This is a genomic window from Mesorhizobium sp. WSM4814 (genome assembly GCF_055811595.1).
The window spans coordinates 17489-30948 of sequence record NZ_JBVVQT010000031.1; the positions used below are offsets into that span (position 1 = coordinate 17489).

The 13460-nt window shown below is 62.7% G+C and carries 13 protein-coding genes; 9 read left to right on the forward strand and 4 right to left on the reverse strand.

Annotation, left to right across the window (positions count from 1 at the left end; translation table 11 throughout):
- Positions 1 to 60 precede the first annotated feature (60 nt).
- Positions 61 to 1581 carry a sensor histidine kinase gene (locus AC0L2V_RS29315; RefSeq protein WP_473513559.1) on the forward strand — a complete coding sequence of 507 codons (1521 nt, stop codon included), beginning with the start codon at positions 61 to 63 and terminating at the stop codon, positions 1579 to 1581.
- A 72-nt stretch (positions 1582 to 1653) separates the two neighbouring features.
- On the opposite strand, the gene AC0L2V_RS29320 is transcribed toward AC0L2V_RS29315, so the two are convergent.
- A complete protein-coding gene (locus AC0L2V_RS29320; protein ID WP_473513557.1) occupies positions 1654 to 2649 on the reverse strand; it encodes a nicotinate-nucleotide--dimethylbenzimidazole phosphoribosyltransferase in 996 nt (331 codons plus the stop codon).
- A gap of 182 nt (positions 2650 to 2831) precedes the next feature.
- Here AC0L2V_RS29320 and AC0L2V_RS29325 point away from each other — a divergent pair, with 182 nt between their 5' ends.
- Positions 2832 to 3065, forward strand: a complete 234-nt coding sequence (locus tag AC0L2V_RS29325; RefSeq protein ID WP_027151770.1) for a DUF1289 domain-containing protein — start codon at positions 2832 to 2834, stop codon at positions 3063 to 3065.
- A 7-nt stretch (positions 3066 to 3072) separates the two neighbouring features.
- A complete protein-coding gene (locus tag AC0L2V_RS29330; protein ID WP_473521884.1) occupies positions 3073 to 3777 on the forward strand; it encodes a TIGR02281 family clan AA aspartic protease in 705 nt (234 codons plus the stop codon).
- A 4-nt stretch (positions 3778 to 3781) separates the two neighbouring features.
- Here the strand turns inward: AC0L2V_RS29330 and dusA are convergent, their stop codons facing one another.
- The 3 genes from dusA to AC0L2V_RS29345 form a co-directional block, all read right to left on the reverse strand.
- Positions 3782 to 4777 carry a tRNA dihydrouridine(20/20a) synthase DusA gene (gene dusA, locus AC0L2V_RS29335; RefSeq protein ID WP_473513553.1) on the reverse strand — a complete coding sequence of 332 codons (996 nt, stop codon included), beginning with the start codon at positions 4775 to 4777 and terminating at the stop codon, positions 3782 to 3784.
- Positions 4778 to 4970: 193 nt separating this feature from the next.
- Entirely contained in the window at positions 4971 to 6635 is a 1665-nt protein-coding gene (locus AC0L2V_RS29340) for a winged helix-turn-helix domain-containing protein (RefSeq protein WP_473521909.1), read from the reverse strand.
- Positions 6581 to 7813, reverse strand: a complete 1233-nt coding sequence (locus tag AC0L2V_RS29345) for a winged helix-turn-helix domain-containing protein (RefSeq protein ID WP_473521885.1) — start codon at positions 7811 to 7813, stop codon at positions 6581 to 6583. Before AC0L2V_RS29345 ends, AC0L2V_RS29340 begins: the two co-directional genes overlap by 55 nt.
- A 200-nt stretch (positions 7814 to 8013) precedes the next feature.
- Between AC0L2V_RS29345 and AC0L2V_RS29350 the strand changes: the two genes are divergently transcribed.
- From AC0L2V_RS29350 to AC0L2V_RS29375, 6 genes are all read left to right on the forward strand, one after another.
- The gene (locus tag AC0L2V_RS29350) at positions 8014 to 9288 is read left to right on the forward strand and encodes an epoxide hydrolase family protein (RefSeq protein WP_473521886.1); all 1275 of its coding nucleotides are present in this window, start codon (positions 8014 to 8016) and stop codon (positions 9286 to 9288) included.
- 31 nt (positions 9289 to 9319) lie between these two features.
- Complete coding sequence (locus AC0L2V_RS29355; protein WP_473521887.1) at positions 9320 to 9736, forward strand: organic hydroperoxide resistance protein; 417 nt, start codon at positions 9320 to 9322, stop codon at positions 9734 to 9736.
- A gap of 66 nt (positions 9737 to 9802) precedes the next feature.
- Complete coding sequence (locus AC0L2V_RS29360) at positions 9803 to 10861, forward strand: alpha/beta fold hydrolase (RefSeq protein WP_473521888.1); 1059 nt, start codon at positions 9803 to 9805, stop codon at positions 10859 to 10861.
- A gap of 19 nt (positions 10862 to 10880) precedes the next feature.
- Entirely contained in the window at positions 10881 to 11393 is a 513-nt protein-coding gene (locus AC0L2V_RS29365; RefSeq protein ID WP_473521889.1) for a cytochrome P460 family protein, read from the forward strand.
- 115 nt (positions 11394 to 11508) lie between these two features.
- The gene (locus tag AC0L2V_RS29370; RefSeq protein WP_473521890.1) at positions 11509 to 12285 is read left to right on the forward strand and encodes an alpha/beta fold hydrolase; all 777 of its coding nucleotides are present in this window, start codon (positions 11509 to 11511) and stop codon (positions 12283 to 12285) included.
- Positions 12282 to 13250 (forward strand): quinone oxidoreductase family protein, encoded by a 969-nt coding sequence (locus AC0L2V_RS29375; RefSeq protein ID WP_473521891.1) that lies wholly within the window; start codon positions 12282 to 12284, stop codon positions 13248 to 13250. Before AC0L2V_RS29370 ends, AC0L2V_RS29375 begins: the two co-directional genes overlap by 4 nt.
- Positions 13251 to 13460 lie beyond the last annotated feature (210 nt).

Below are 13460 nucleotides of genomic sequence, written 5' to 3' on the forward strand. Positions count from 1 at the left end.
TTAATCATTCGAACGTAGCTTAACAATTTGAAACCGCTGCCCGCATAAATTGAAGTCTCCATGCCCTCGCAACGTTCGACCACAGCGGACAAGTTTATTGTGGACCGCCGGAAACCCCATCGCAACAGCGATGTGGCGCGCGCGGTGCGCAAGACGCGCGACCGTCTTTCGCAGCAGGCCGGAAATCCTGATTTCGACCGGGAGCTTTTGAAACTCCACGCCCGTGCGATGATAGGCGGCGCGATCATAGTTCCGCTTCTCGTCCTGGCGACCGCCGCGACCGGTCTGTTTGCTGGCGTCGGAAAGGCAATTGGCGTCTGGGCGCTTCTTATACTCATCTGCTACGCCATCGTCGTGTTCATGGCGAGGCGCGTCGACCGAACGGAAGCTGCCGAACTCAACCCGCTGCAAACGCACCGTGATTTCCTGATAGGCCATTTCCTTTGCGGCCTGGGTTGGGCCTGGCTTGCCTTGCTCGGTTGCGACACCTGCCAGGTCGACCAGTTCCAGTTGATCGAGGGTGTGGTGCTGCTGCTTGCCATGGCGGCGACGGCGATCACAGCGTCATCGTTGCGCGGTGCGTTGCTGGCGACTTTCGCCGTTCCGGTGGCCGCCTATGCCTATGCCGGCGCCAGGCAGTGGATGCCGGTCGAGTTGATCATGGCCGGGTTGCTGATTGTCGCGCTGCCCTTCTTCGCCTATGTGGCGCGCCGCCTCAATCGCTCGTCCTTGATGCTGCTCTCGTTCCGCTCCGAAAAGGACGCGCTGATTGCCGAATTGGATACGGCGAAATCGATGTCGGACGAAGCGCGCCGACGGGCGGAGGACGCCAACCTGGCAAAGTCGCGGTTTTTGGCCTCGATGAGTCATGAGTTGCGGACGCCGCTCAACGCCATTCTCGGTTTCTCCGAGGTGATGGCGAACGAGGTGCTCGGACCGATGAGCAATCCGACCTATCGCGACTATGCTCGCGACGTCCATGACTCTGGTCAGCACCTGCTCGACCTGATCAACGAAATCCTCGACCTGTCGCGCATCGAAGCGGGCCGCTACCAACTCAACGAAGAGCCGATGATGCTGCTTTCCGTCGTCGAGGATTGCTGTCACATGATGGAGCTGAAGGCGCGCAACAAGGACATCCGCATCGTCCAGGATTTCGAAAACGCCTTGCCGCGCCTGTTCGCTGACGAACGCGCGGTGCGCCAGATCGCGCTCAATCTTTTGTCGAACGCCATTAAGTTCACCGGAACTGGCGGCGAGATCCGCGTGCGCGTCGGCTGGACAGCGGGCGGCGGCCAATACCTCTCCGTCAAAGACAATGGGCCCGGCATTCCGGAAGACGAGATTCCGGTCGTGCTGTCCGCCTTCGGCCAGGGCTCCATCGCCATCAAGAGCGCCGAGCAAGGCACCGGGCTTGGCCTGCCGATCGTCCAAAGCCTGCTCGCCATGCATGGCGGAGAGTTCGAACTCCATTCCAAACTGCGCGAAGGCACCGAGGCGATCGCCATCTTTCCGTTGAGCCGGGTGATGGAGGAATTGCCGGCGCTGCCGACCAGGGCCGTTGCTGCGCGCCGGCGATAGACGCTTAATGCATGTCGCCGCAAAACAACAACCTGAAGCGTGTCGCATGAGGCGGGTCGAACGCGACGCGCTTTAATGCAGCGCCGCTGCCATGCCCGAGGCGGTGAGCGCAGCGGCTTTGACCAGGCCGGCCGCAAGTGCCGCCCCTGCCCCCTCGCCGTGGCTGACGCCGAGATCAAGCAGCGGGCGCAAGCCGAGCCGCTCGGCGGCCCGAGCGTGCGCAGGCTCTGGCGACAGGCTGGCAAGCAGGCAATGATCGAGCGCAGTGGCGTCGGCGGCATGCAGCGCCGCCGCAGCGGCTGTCGCCACCAACCCATCGAGCAGGACGGGGATCTTCTGCGTCCGGGCGGCGAGGATGGCGCCGGCAATCGCTGCGAACTCACGGCCGCCAACCCGGCGCAACGCTTCCAGCGGGTCCCTGAGACCTGTGCCGTGGAAGGCTAGCACGGCATCGACCACTTCCGCCTTGCGCACCCGCATCGATGCATCGGCGCCCGATCCGGAGCCGACCCAATCTGCGCCACTGCCGCCGAACAGTGCGGCAAGCAAGGCCGCGGCGACGGTGGAATTGCCGACGCCGAGGTCGCCAAGGCAAAGCAGATCGGCGCCGCCGGCGATCGCCTCCATGCCGAAGGCCATGGTGGCGGCACAGCCGCGTTCGTCAAGTGCCGCCTCCTCGGTGATGTCGGCGGTTGGAATGTGCAGCGCAAGATCGAACACTTTCAGCCCGAGATTATTGGCGATGCAGATCTGGTTGATCGCCGCACCGCCGGCCGCGCAAAGCTCGACGGCGTTCGCCGTGGCAGCGACAGGCCGTGGCGAAATGCCGTGGCGAGCGACGCCGTGATTGCCGGCGAAGATCGCCACCAGGGGCCGGTTCACTGCCGGCGGCGCGCGGCCGCTCCAGGCGGCCAGCCAAGCCGCGATGTCCTCGATGAGGCCGAGCGAACCTTTGGGTTTGTCGGCCTTGGCAAACAGCGCACGGACGCGGGCTTCGGCTGCCGTGTCGGCCCGTGGCAGGGTCGCCAGAAGATTGCGAAAATCGTCGAAGGGCAGCGCGCTGGTCATGTCGTTGATGATCGTTCCCGGAGTTGGTGAGCGGCATAGCCGCCTTGCTCGGCCGGCACAACTGCCTGCATTGACGCGAAAGCGGCTGCCGGCGGCGCATTCCGGAGGGCTTGCATTGGCGTTGCCGTTATACCATGTGGAGGCGAGACGAGGGATTCCTTGGGAATCCTGAGAGAATAAACATGACGGCCATCGAATCCCCATGCGTCCTGGTCTGTTCGATCGATATGAAAACCGGCTTCTGCTTCGGTTGCGGCCGCACGCGCGAGGAAATCGGCGCCTGGATCGAGATGACCCCTGAAATCCGCCGCAGCGTCATGGCCGAGCTGCCGGCCCGGCTGGAAACGGTTGAGCGCAGACCGCGCCGCGAAACCCGCCGCACCCGCCTCGCACGCGAACGCGACGCTCTCTCGTGAACCACATATGAGCCGGGTTTTCTGGGTTTTGATGATCCTGATCGGGGTAGGCGTTGTCCTGCTCATGCTTAACGATTCCGCGGGCAGCACATTCGGCGTCGAGAATGACGATTTCAGCCGGCTGATCTGGCTTGCCGCACTGGTCGCGCTCATCGGCGCCGGCCTGCTCAGATCAGGCAGGCCCTTGGGCACGATGGCCCGCAGCCTGGGCACCTGGGCCGTCATCGTGCTCGCACTGATCGCCGGCTACCAGTACCGTTATGAATTGCAGGATTTCGCCAGCCGGGTGACGGCCGGCCTTGTTTCCGGCAGTCCACTGGCGTTGGGCCTCGACGACGGCCATGCCACGGTGACCCTGGACAAGGCCGGCAATGGCCATTTCGAAGCGCGCATCCTGGTCAACGGCACGCCGGTCCGGGCTGTGGTCGATACCGGCGCAACCAGCACCGTCTTGACCGCGCAGGACGCGCAAGCGGCCGGCTTCAACCCAGCCGCTCTCAATTTCACCATACCGGTTTCCACCGCCAACGGCATGGCGCGCGCCGCAGTCGTGAGAACCGACGAATTGGCGATCGGCGGGATCGTGCGCAAGGACATGCCGGTCATGATCGCCGCGCCCGGCATGCTCGGCCAGAGCCTGCTCGGCATGAATTTCATCGGCTCACTGTCCGGTTTCGACGTGCGCGGCGACCGAATGATCTTGCGCGATTGAACAGTCAGGCGGCTTCCGCGTCTGTCCCGCTAAAATCGACTGCGGCGAAGGCTGCCTTCAGCACATCGGGCCCGGCGCCCGGCCTTGTCGCATCGGTCGAAAGGATCTGCCGGTAACGGCGCGCACCGGGCAGACCGTGGAACAGGCCGACCATGTGACGGGTGACATGGCCAAGCCGCCCGCCCCGCTCGATGTGGCGTGCCGCATAATCCGCCATCGCATCGATCAGCGCGGCAAAATCGAATGTTTTGGGCTTCTCGCCGTAAAACGCCGCGTCGACGCCTGCCAGAATGCCCGGCGTATGATAGGCGGCGCGGCCGAGCATGGCGCCGTCGACATGATCAATGTGGTCAAGCGCCTCTTCAAGAGATTTAATTCCGCCGTTGATGCCGATGAATTTGTTCGGCTTTTTTGCCTTCAGTCGATACACTCTGTTGTAGTCGAGCGGCGGGATGTCGCGGTTTTCCTTCGGGCTCAGCCCTTCGAGCCACGCCTTGCGGGCATGCACCCACAGCGCGTCGGCGCCGGCCGCGAAAACCCCGTCCGCCAACGTATCGAGCGCCGGCTCAGGATCCTGCTCGTCGACGCCGATGCGGCATTTGACGGTGACCGGAATGCCGACAGAGGCCTTCATCGCCGCGACGCAATCGGCGACCAGGTCCGGTGCTTTCATCAGGCAGGCGCCGAACGTACCCGACTGGACGCGGTCGGACGGGCAGCCGACATTGAGGTTGATCTCGTCATAGCCGAACGCTTCGCCGATGCGCGCCGCCTCGGCAAGCTTCTGCGGATCGGAGCCGCCGACCTGCAACGCGACCGGATGTTCCGTATCATCGAAGCCAAGCAAGCGCTCGCGCTCGCCGTGGATGACCGCGTCGGCCACCACCATCTCGGTGTAGAGCAAGGCCCGGCGTGTCAACTGGCGATGGAGGAACCGGCAATGCCGGTCCGTCCAGTCCATCATGGGAGCTATGGCGAATTTTCTATATTTTTCAATCATTTATACACAGATTTTAAACCACGAGATTGGACGGACTGACACTGCCGGCGCATATGATATGTGACTCATTTCATTCTTTTTTTCAAAGCGTAACCATCAATGTCACTTCACACCGCTTTTCTGCTCATGGCACAATATAATGGTAGGGTCACCATTCCGCTCGATGAGGTCCGTCGCGATTGCCGAGCCAAGACTAACTGTGCGTCGCGAGCAGACGTGCAGCTGACTTCAGATCAGCAGTATCCAAACCCTCAACGAAGCGCTCGAACCGCGGCTGGAGATGCGCCCGGGCGGTTTCGTGTTGTCTGCGATCGATCAGAAGGGTAGCCAGGTCGACCGCGGCGCGCAGCTCCCACCCCCACGCGCCCCAACCCTGGCTCATTTCGAGTGACCGCCTGAAGTAGGTTTCAGCCTCGTCGCCAGACTGCACTGACGCCAAAACAAGGCAGCCCTTCACGCGCAGCAACTCCGGCATATAGCAGAGATCTCCGTTCGCCTCGACCGACAGGATCGTGTCGTCGAGCAGTGCGAGGGCCTCCGCGAGCCGGCCCGTGGCGGCAAGGCCTTGAACGAGCGCGACGTTGAGCGGAGTGGTGAGCAGTTCGTAGGGTGCTGCGTGGAGCTCCGCGAGACTGCCTTGCAGGCTCTCGATTCCCTTTTCCGCATCGCCTCGACGAATGGCCAGTTCTCCCTTGAAGCCTCGTCCTAGCGCCAGATACGGCCCGAGCGAGTGGGGTTCCGCACGCAAGCAGAGACGGTCTATATGCTCGTCCGCGCGGTCGAGATCGCCGACCCAAAGGAACACGGAAACGGCCCAGACAAGAGCGATCGAAAGCGTCAGCGGATGGTTCAGGATCTCGGCGTCCTTGATCGTCAGCAGCGCGCGTTCCACCGCCCGATCCGGATGGCCTTGCAGCCAAAGCGTTCTTGCTAGGATCGCGCCGGCCAGGATTCTCCCGTCGAAGCCGAGATAGTTGGTCGTGGTCCGACCGGAACGCGGCCCGTATCGCAATGCTGCCGCAAGCGAGGTCTGGGCGCGCCCTAGTTCGCCATTGAGGTGAAGCGAGATTCCCATCAACGAATGTGCCAATGTCGTGGAGACGGAGTCCTCCAGCGCGTCGGCAACGGCGGAACAGCGTTTCGCATAGGTGAGAGCCGCCCTGAAATCTCCCGTTCGCAAATGGAACATCTGCAGCGGCCCGAGAACCTGAATCTGGTCGAGCGCATCGCCGCACTGCTCGGCAATGGAGAAGCTTCTGTTCAGCGCCACGCGCGCTGCGTCCCTTCCCCCGTGCGTGAACATCAGGGAAACTCCAAGGGCCGCCTGAAGGTGCATCTCCTCGCGTCCGCGGCGCATGGAGTCGTCGAGAGCGAAAATTGCCCGGGAGGTCCAGCGATGGCACTCAGTGAGCAAGGACATCGACAGGAAAAGCGGAGCAGCGGCGGCGGCAAGACGAATGCCGAGCCTGGCATCCCCGTTGGATCCGAAACACCAATCCAGAGCCCCACGCACATTGGCAAGGCCCGCGAGGTGCAGTGATCGTTGCGACGCGCTCGACAACGTAGGCCACTCATTCCCCGTATCCTCCAGCCATCGCAGACAGTAGGTCGCGTGCCGGGCGGCCAGTTCCGTGAGTTCCGAATCCTGGACCTCGAACTGAAGGGCATAAGCCCGCGTCGTATCGAGCAGTCGATAGCGCATCGTTGCACCGGCTGGCCTCGCCGCGACCATCGACTTCGCCACGAGGCTATCGATGGCGCTGAATACGAGCGCATCGTCCACGGTCGGGCTCGTTACTATTGTCAGCGCGGCATCGATCGAAAAATGACCGACGAAAACGGCAAGCCGGCGAAGCACCAGGCGCTCGAATTCGGACAGAAGCCCGAAGCTCCAGTCCAGAGTAGCCTGAAGTGTCTTCTGGCGCGGCGGTGCGCTGCGCTGCCCCGGCCACATGAGGGCCAGGCGTTCGTCGAGAAGCATCGCGGTCTTCTGCAGGCCGTAGCTCGCAACCCGTCCTGCTGCCAGTTCGATGGCAAGTGGTACGCCATCAAGCTTCCGGCAGATGTGCGCCACGACCCCCGCATCCGAATCGTCGAGGTCAAGACGAGCACCGCTCGCTGCTGCGCGCTCCAAGAACAGCTCGGTCGCAGGGAACGCCTGCGCGACTGCCGCGGTGGGTTCCAGATCGTCCGGCGGGTAAGCAAGCGCGAGCTTATAGACGTGCTCGCCTTCGACCTGGAGAGCCTCCCGGCTCGTCGCCAGGATGTGGGCCTGCGGCGCGGAAGCGAAGATACGGCGGCCAGGTCTGCCGCCGCGTCTATTACATGCTCGCAGGTATCCAGGATCAGGAGGATTCTCTTGTCAGCCAGGTATGTGATGAGAGCGGACGTGGCGTCGTCAGACTGAAGCGACAGGCCCAGCATCGAGGCTACAGTCGGCCCAACCAGGTTGGGATCATTCAGCGCGCCAAGATCGACGAAATGCACAGCGCCGGCAAACGCATCGACGACGTGATGCCCGGCCGCCACTGCAACGGTGGTCTTGCCGACCCCACCCGTGCCGACGATCGTGACGAAGCGCGCGGCCGCCAGCTCCGCGGAAAGCGCGGCCGTGTCGTCGGTTCGCCCAACCATGCGAGCTAGTCGGCTCGGGAGGTTGGCCTGCGGGTAGCTGGCGGCAGCCTCGCTTCGCGCATCGTTGCGACCACCCGATCGCGAGACCGGCGCCACGAAGCAATAGCCCCGGCCCTTCAAGGTAGCGATGTAGCGCGCGCCGTCCTTGCCGTCGCCCAACGCCTTTCTGAGATTGGCCATGTGAAACCGCAGACTACCCTCCTCGACGGTGACGTCGGGCCAGACGTTCGCCAACAAATCCTTCTTGCTGATCACCTCGTTGGAGCGGGCAGCCAAAGTAGCCAGGATATCGAAAGCCCGCCCGCCCAGATCGACGGTGGTGCCTTGCCGCAAGAGCAGCCGTTCGCGGACGGCAAGCGTAAAGGGACCAAATGATATCGTGTCGCTTGCAGGCCCTGCCATGACACTCCCTTCGCGGCCTGCTCCATGCAGGCGACCACTCAGCTATGAGAAGAACAAAAGTGGGGGCTTCGCTGCAAGCCTGCATTCGCCGACGAGCGCTAACGTTGCATCATAATGCATAACGGGCGCTTCGGGCGATCTCCTTCTATGTGTCGAAAGCAGCAAGAACCTCTCTGCCGACGGACCCAAGGAGAACGACCATGCCCGCATCATCGCCATCGCTCACGCGGCGAAGCCTGCTCGCCGCATCAGTGGCGGCAGGCGCCTTGAGCCTGCTTCCCGCGAGGGCGCGCGCGAGCGTCGACATCGAAGCCGTCCATCCCTTTCGCGTCGACATTACGGAAGAGGCAATCGTCGATCTTCGTCGACGTCTGGCAACGACGCGCTGGCCCCTGCGGGAAACAGTTACGGATCAGTCCCAAGGCGTGCAGCTCGCAAAGCTCCAGGATCTCCTTCGATACTGGATGACCGATTACAACTGGCGGAAGGTCGAGGCGAAGCTCAACGCTCTGCCTATGTTCGTCACCGAAATCGACGGCCTCGCTATCCACTTCATCCACGTCCGGTCCCGCCATGAGAATGCTATGCCGATGATCATGACGCATGGTTGGCCCGGCTCGATCCTAGAATTCATGAAGGTCGTCGGTCCGCTGACGGATCCCACGGCCCATGGCGGCGCGGAGGAAGACGCATTCCATCTCGTCGTGCCGTCGATACCTGGCTTCGGCTTTTCCGGGAAACCGACGGAGGCTGGCTGGGGCTCAGACCATATCGGTCGCGCCTGGGCGGTTCTCATGCACCGGTTGGGGTACGACCGCTACGTCTCGCAGGGTGGCGACTGCGGCTCGGTCATCTCTCAGCGCATGGCGCTGCAGAAGGTGCCTGGGCTCATTGGCATACACGTCAACATGCCCGGAACCGTTCCGACGGAGATCGCGGCAATCCTCACTGCCGGTGGACCAGCCCCAAGTGATCTGACCGAGAAGGAAAGTGCGGCATTCGACGCGCTCGACACCTTCTACAAGGACAGTTCCGGCTATGCTGCCATGATGGTGACGCGGCCGCAGACCATCGGCTACTCCCTGGTGGATTCGCCGGTCGGCCTGGCGGCGTGGATCTACGAGAAGTTCGCGCACTGGACCTATAGCGGTGGCGACCCCGAGCGGGTTCTGACCAAGGACGAGATGCTCGACGACATCTCGCTCTACTGGCTCACTGAATCCGGAACCTCCGCGGCGCAGATCTACTGGGAAGACCATTCCAACAATTTCAATGCCGTGGACATTGCCGATCTTCCGGTCGCCGTGACGGTATTCCCCGGCGAAATCTACTGCGCGCCGCGAAGCTGGGCCGAGCGCTGCTACCACAACCTCATCTATTTCCATGAGGCCAAGACCGGCGGGCATTTCGCGGCCTGGGAACAGCCGGAAATCTTCACCCAGGAGGTCCGTGCAGCTTTCAGATCGCTGCGCTGATCGAAGATCCGATTTCATCAGGATGCATGCCATGACTACCCAAGCAAAACGACTCTACACAGCGAAGGTGCACACAACAGGCGGCCGGGAGGGTGGCTCACGCAGTTCCGACGGCAGGCTGGACATCAGGCTCTCGACGCCCGGCGGCGCGGGCAGCGGCACCAATCCCGAACAGCTTTTTGCTGCCGGTTGGTCGGCATGTTTCGAGGGCGCGATGGCGATCGCCGCGCGCAAGATGAACGTCGTGCTGCCACCGGACCTTGCGATCGATGCGGAGGTTGATCTCAACAGCGGCGACGGCGCCTTCTTTCTCAGCGCCCGACTCAATGTGAGCCTGCCAGGGATGGATCGCAACGACGCCCGGGCCGTTGTCGATGCCGCTCATCAGACCTGTCCCTACTCGAAGGCCACGCGCGGCAACATCGAAGTCGAAATCAACCTGATCTAGTCCCTCGGTTTCGGCAATCGCGCCTGCCGCGACTGCCCTGGAAACATGAACAAAGGTAGTACTCCCATGAACGCAATCAAAATTCCGGAAGTCGTCGACCATCATCGCCGACGCCTGTTCGGCATCGCGGCCGCGACCGTGGCGTTGGCTCAGTTAGGAGCGGTCCGAACCTCCACTGCTCAGGGCGGGACGCAGACGACAGTAGCCGGCGGGACAGGATCGCGAAACTCATTCGCATCGCTCAAGCAGATCGAGGCGGGGCTGCTTACCGTCGGATATGCCGAGGATGGCCCAGCAGATGGACCTCCCGTCATACTGCTGCACGGCTGGCCCTACGACATCTACAGCTATGTCGATGTCGCGCCGCTGCTTGCAGGAGCCGGCTATCGGGTCATCATCCCTTATCTGCGCGGCTACGGCACGACGCGGTTCCTGTCGGATGCCACTCTTCGCAACGGCCAGCAGGCCGCGCTGGCGGTCGATATCATCGATCTGATGGATGCCCTGGGCGTCGAAAAGGCGATCGTCGCCGGCTATGACTGGGGCGCGAGGACGGCAAATATCCTTGCCGCGCTCTGGCCGGAGCGCTGCCAGGCCATGGTGTCGGTCAGCGGCTATCTGATCGGAAGCCAGGCGGCCAACAAGGCGCCGCTGCCACCACAGGCCGAACTTCTATGGTGGTATCAGTTCTATTTCGCGACCGATCGTGGCCGTGCCGGCTACGCGCAATACACGGACGACTTCGCCAAACTGATATGGAAACTGGCCTCGCCGCACTGGAACTTCGACGACGCGACCTTCGCCAGAAGCGCCGCTGCGTTCAAAAACCCCGACCACGTCGACATCGTCCTCCACAACTACCGTTGGCGGCTCGGCCTTGCTGAAGGCGAGCGCCGCTATGACGAACTGGAGGAAAAGCTTGCCAAGCGCCCGGAGATCGACGTGCCAACGATCACGCTGGAGGGCGACGCGAATGGTGCGCCACATCCCGATCCCGACGCCTATGCGAAGAAATTCTCCGGCAAGTACGAGCATCGGCTGATCACCGGCGGCATCGGGCATGACCTGCCGCAGGAGGCGCCTGATGCCTTCGCCACGGCCATCATCGATGTCGACAAGTTCTGAGCGCGGACGGAGCGAGCGCATGAGACGCAAGCTTGCAATTGCAGCCGTCATCGCCGTGTCGATCGCTCTCGCTATCGGCTGCGTTGAGATCGACAGCGTTCGAGCTCAGAACGCGGAAGCCTCGCCGATCTATGGCGTGACGATCCCGGTCGGTTACCGCAGCTGGGAGCTCATCGGACCGGCCTTGGAAGGCGATCCGCTGAACGAGCTTCGCGCAGTGGTCGGAAATACAGTTGCGATGGATGCCTATCGAAAAAGCACGCTGCCGTTCCCGGACGGCACCGTCCTCGTCAAGCTTGCATGGAAGCAAACGCAGTCGACCGAGTTCGGACCCGCCTCGGTTCCCGGCGCGGCCACGACGGTGCAGGTCATGGTCAAGGATTCGAAGAAATACGCGTCGAGCGGCGGCTGGGGTTTTGGCCGGTTCATTAATGGCAAGCCGGCCGACGTAGCGCAGCACGAAACATGTTTCGCGTGCCACGAGGCGCGTGTCCAGCAACACGACTTCGTCTTCACTCGCTACGCGCCGTAACTCGGTCCACGCAGGAAACGCCGGGCGGACACAGGTCGGGTCTGCGGCACTCCGCTCCTCCTCACCCTGCGCTCGGCACAGTGAAGACCGCACCCCACAACGAAAGGATGTTCAGATGAAAATCTTGCTCGCAGGCCTAGCCATTATCGCGGCCTCGTTGGGCAACGCCCACGCGCAGTCCGGCAAACCTACCGTCGTCTTGGTTCATGGCGCCTTCGCCGACTCTTCGAGTTGGAACGGTGTCGTTGAGATTCTTGAGAAAGATGGCTTCCCCGTAGTGGCGGCAGCCAATCCGCTGCGAGGCGTCAGAAGTGACGGAGACTATGTCGCCGATGTGCTTTCCTCGATAGAAACGCCGGTCGTTCTAGTCGGCCATTCCTATGGCGGGTCGGTGATCAGCGATGCCGCCGATGGTCATTCTAACGTGAAGGCTCTGGTCTATGTCGCCGCATTTGCGCCGGAGGTGGGTGAAACCGCGGCGCAACTTGCAGGAAAGTTTCCAGGCAGCACGCTTGGTCCGACACTCGCTCCTCCTGTCGCGCTGTCAGGCGGCGGAAAGGACCTCTACATCCAGCAGGACAAGTTCCACGATCAGTTCGCGGCAGACGTCTCCGATGCCGAGGGGAGGCTGATGGCCGCAACGCAGCGGCCGATCACGGAAGCGGCCCTCAACGAAGCCCAGACCAAGACTGGCTGGAAGAATATCCCAAGCTGGTTCATCTACGGCGACGCGGACAAGAACATCCCGCCGCGAGCATCCGCCTACATGGCTGAACGGGCTCACGCCCGCGAAACGATTGCGATCAAGGGCGCTTCGCACGTAGTGATGGTGTCGAACCCTGAACCGGTAGCGCGGTTGATCGAGAATGCTGCCAGGGAGATATCGCGATGAAAGCCGTCGTCATGAACCGCACCGGGGGACCGGATGCGCTCGAATTCGTCGAGCGCTCCGAAACTGCTCCCGCGAGCGGCCAAGTTCTGGTCGAGGTCACCGCGGCGGGCGTGAACTTCATGGACATCGGCGTCCGAAAGGGCATGGCCTGGACGGAGATGCCTGATCCCAAGATTCTGGGCGTAGAGGGTGTCGGACGGGTGCTCGCCGTGGGCGATGGAGTAGAGCATTTCCGGCCAGGGCAACGGGTTGCCTGGGTATACGCGCCGGGAAGCTATGCCGAGCGTATCACCATTTCTGCGGACGCGCTCGTGCCGCTTCCGGACGGGATCGATGATCGTACGGCCGCTTCCGTGATGATGCAGGGGCTGACCGCCAGCCACTTCGCCACCGACTTCTATCCCGTCCAGCCCGGCGACGTGGCGCTGGTCCATGCGGCGGCGGGCGGCGTCGGATTGCTGCTCACCCAGATCATAAAGCTGAGAGGGGGGCACGTGATCGGCCGCGTCTCGTCCGCAGACAAGATCGCCGTCGCAAGAGAGGCCGGAGCAGACCATGTGATCGTGGACACCGAGGGGCGATTCGCCGAGGAAGTCGTTCGCCTGTCCGGCGGTGAAGGCGTCCATGTCGTCTATGACGGTTCCGGCCCGAAGACCTTTCAGGCTTCGCTCGACTCCCTGCGCCGCTCCGGCACCTTCTGCTGGTACGGCCCGGTGCTGGGCGGTCCCGGACCGCTCGACATCATGAGCCTGCCGAAAAGCATCAAGATCGGCTACGCTAGGTTCTTCGATCATATTTACACCCCGGCACTGCTTCGCGCCCACACCAGCCAACTCTTCGACTGGATCGTGAAGGGGAACCTGAAGATCCGGATCGGCGGCGTTTACCCGCTCGCCGAAGCAGCACGCGCCCATGCCGACATGGAAAGCCGCGCCACGACGGGCAAGCTTCTGCTCATTCCCTGAGCCATCCGGCCTGCCTCGCGATACGGTGCTCGCGAGGCCCAAGAGCCGAAGTTTCCGAGATCACTCCGCCGGTTGGCGCGCCGACAATCGCAAGGAAGGTCTCGTCGTGGCTGACCAGCAATCAGCGCGTCATAGCCCGTCAGGCCCGCCTCTATGGTCTCGACTGGGTCGATGTTGGGATGATTGGTGAGCTCGAAGACGGCGATCAAC

Coding starts and splice junctions, on each gene's coding strand:
- AC0L2V_RS29355 (WP_473521887.1), top strand. CDS start 9,320: ATGACTACCCAAGCAAAACGACTCTACACAGCGAAGGTGCACACAACA.
- AC0L2V_RS29360 (WP_473521888.1), top strand. CDS start 9,803: ATGAACGCAATCAAAATTCCGGAAGTCGTCGACCATCATCGCCGACGC.
- dusA (WP_473513553.1), bottom strand. CDS start 4,777: ATGATTGAAAAATATAGAAAATTCGCCATAGCTCCCATGATGGACTGG.
- AC0L2V_RS29320 (WP_473513557.1), bottom strand. CDS start 2,649: ATGACCAGCGCGCTGCCCTTCGACGATTTTCGCAATCTTCTGGCGACC.
- AC0L2V_RS29315 (WP_473513559.1), top strand. CDS start 61: ATGCCCTCGCAACGTTCGACCACAGCGGACAAGTTTATTGTGGACCGC.
- AC0L2V_RS29370 (WP_473521890.1), top strand. CDS start 11,509: ATGAAAATCTTGCTCGCAGGCCTAGCCATTATCGCGGCCTCGTTGGGC.
- AC0L2V_RS29365 (WP_473521889.1), top strand. CDS start 10,881: ATGAGACGCAAGCTTGCAATTGCAGCCGTCATCGCCGTGTCGATCGCT.
- AC0L2V_RS29350 (WP_473521886.1), top strand. CDS start 8,014: ATGCCCGCATCATCGCCATCGCTCACGCGGCGAAGCCTGCTCGCCGCA.
- AC0L2V_RS29325 (WP_027151770.1), top strand. CDS start 2,832: ATGACGGCCATCGAATCCCCATGCGTCCTGGTCTGTTCGATCGATATG.
- AC0L2V_RS29375 (WP_473521891.1), top strand. CDS start 12,282: ATGAAAGCCGTCGTCATGAACCGCACCGGGGGACCGGATGCGCTCGAA.
- AC0L2V_RS29345 (WP_473521885.1), bottom strand. CDS start 7,813: ATGGCAGGGCCTGCAAGCGACACGATATCATTTGGTCCCTTTACGCTT.
- AC0L2V_RS29330 (WP_473521884.1), top strand. CDS start 3,073: ATGAGCCGGGTTTTCTGGGTTTTGATGATCCTGATCGGGGTAGGCGTT.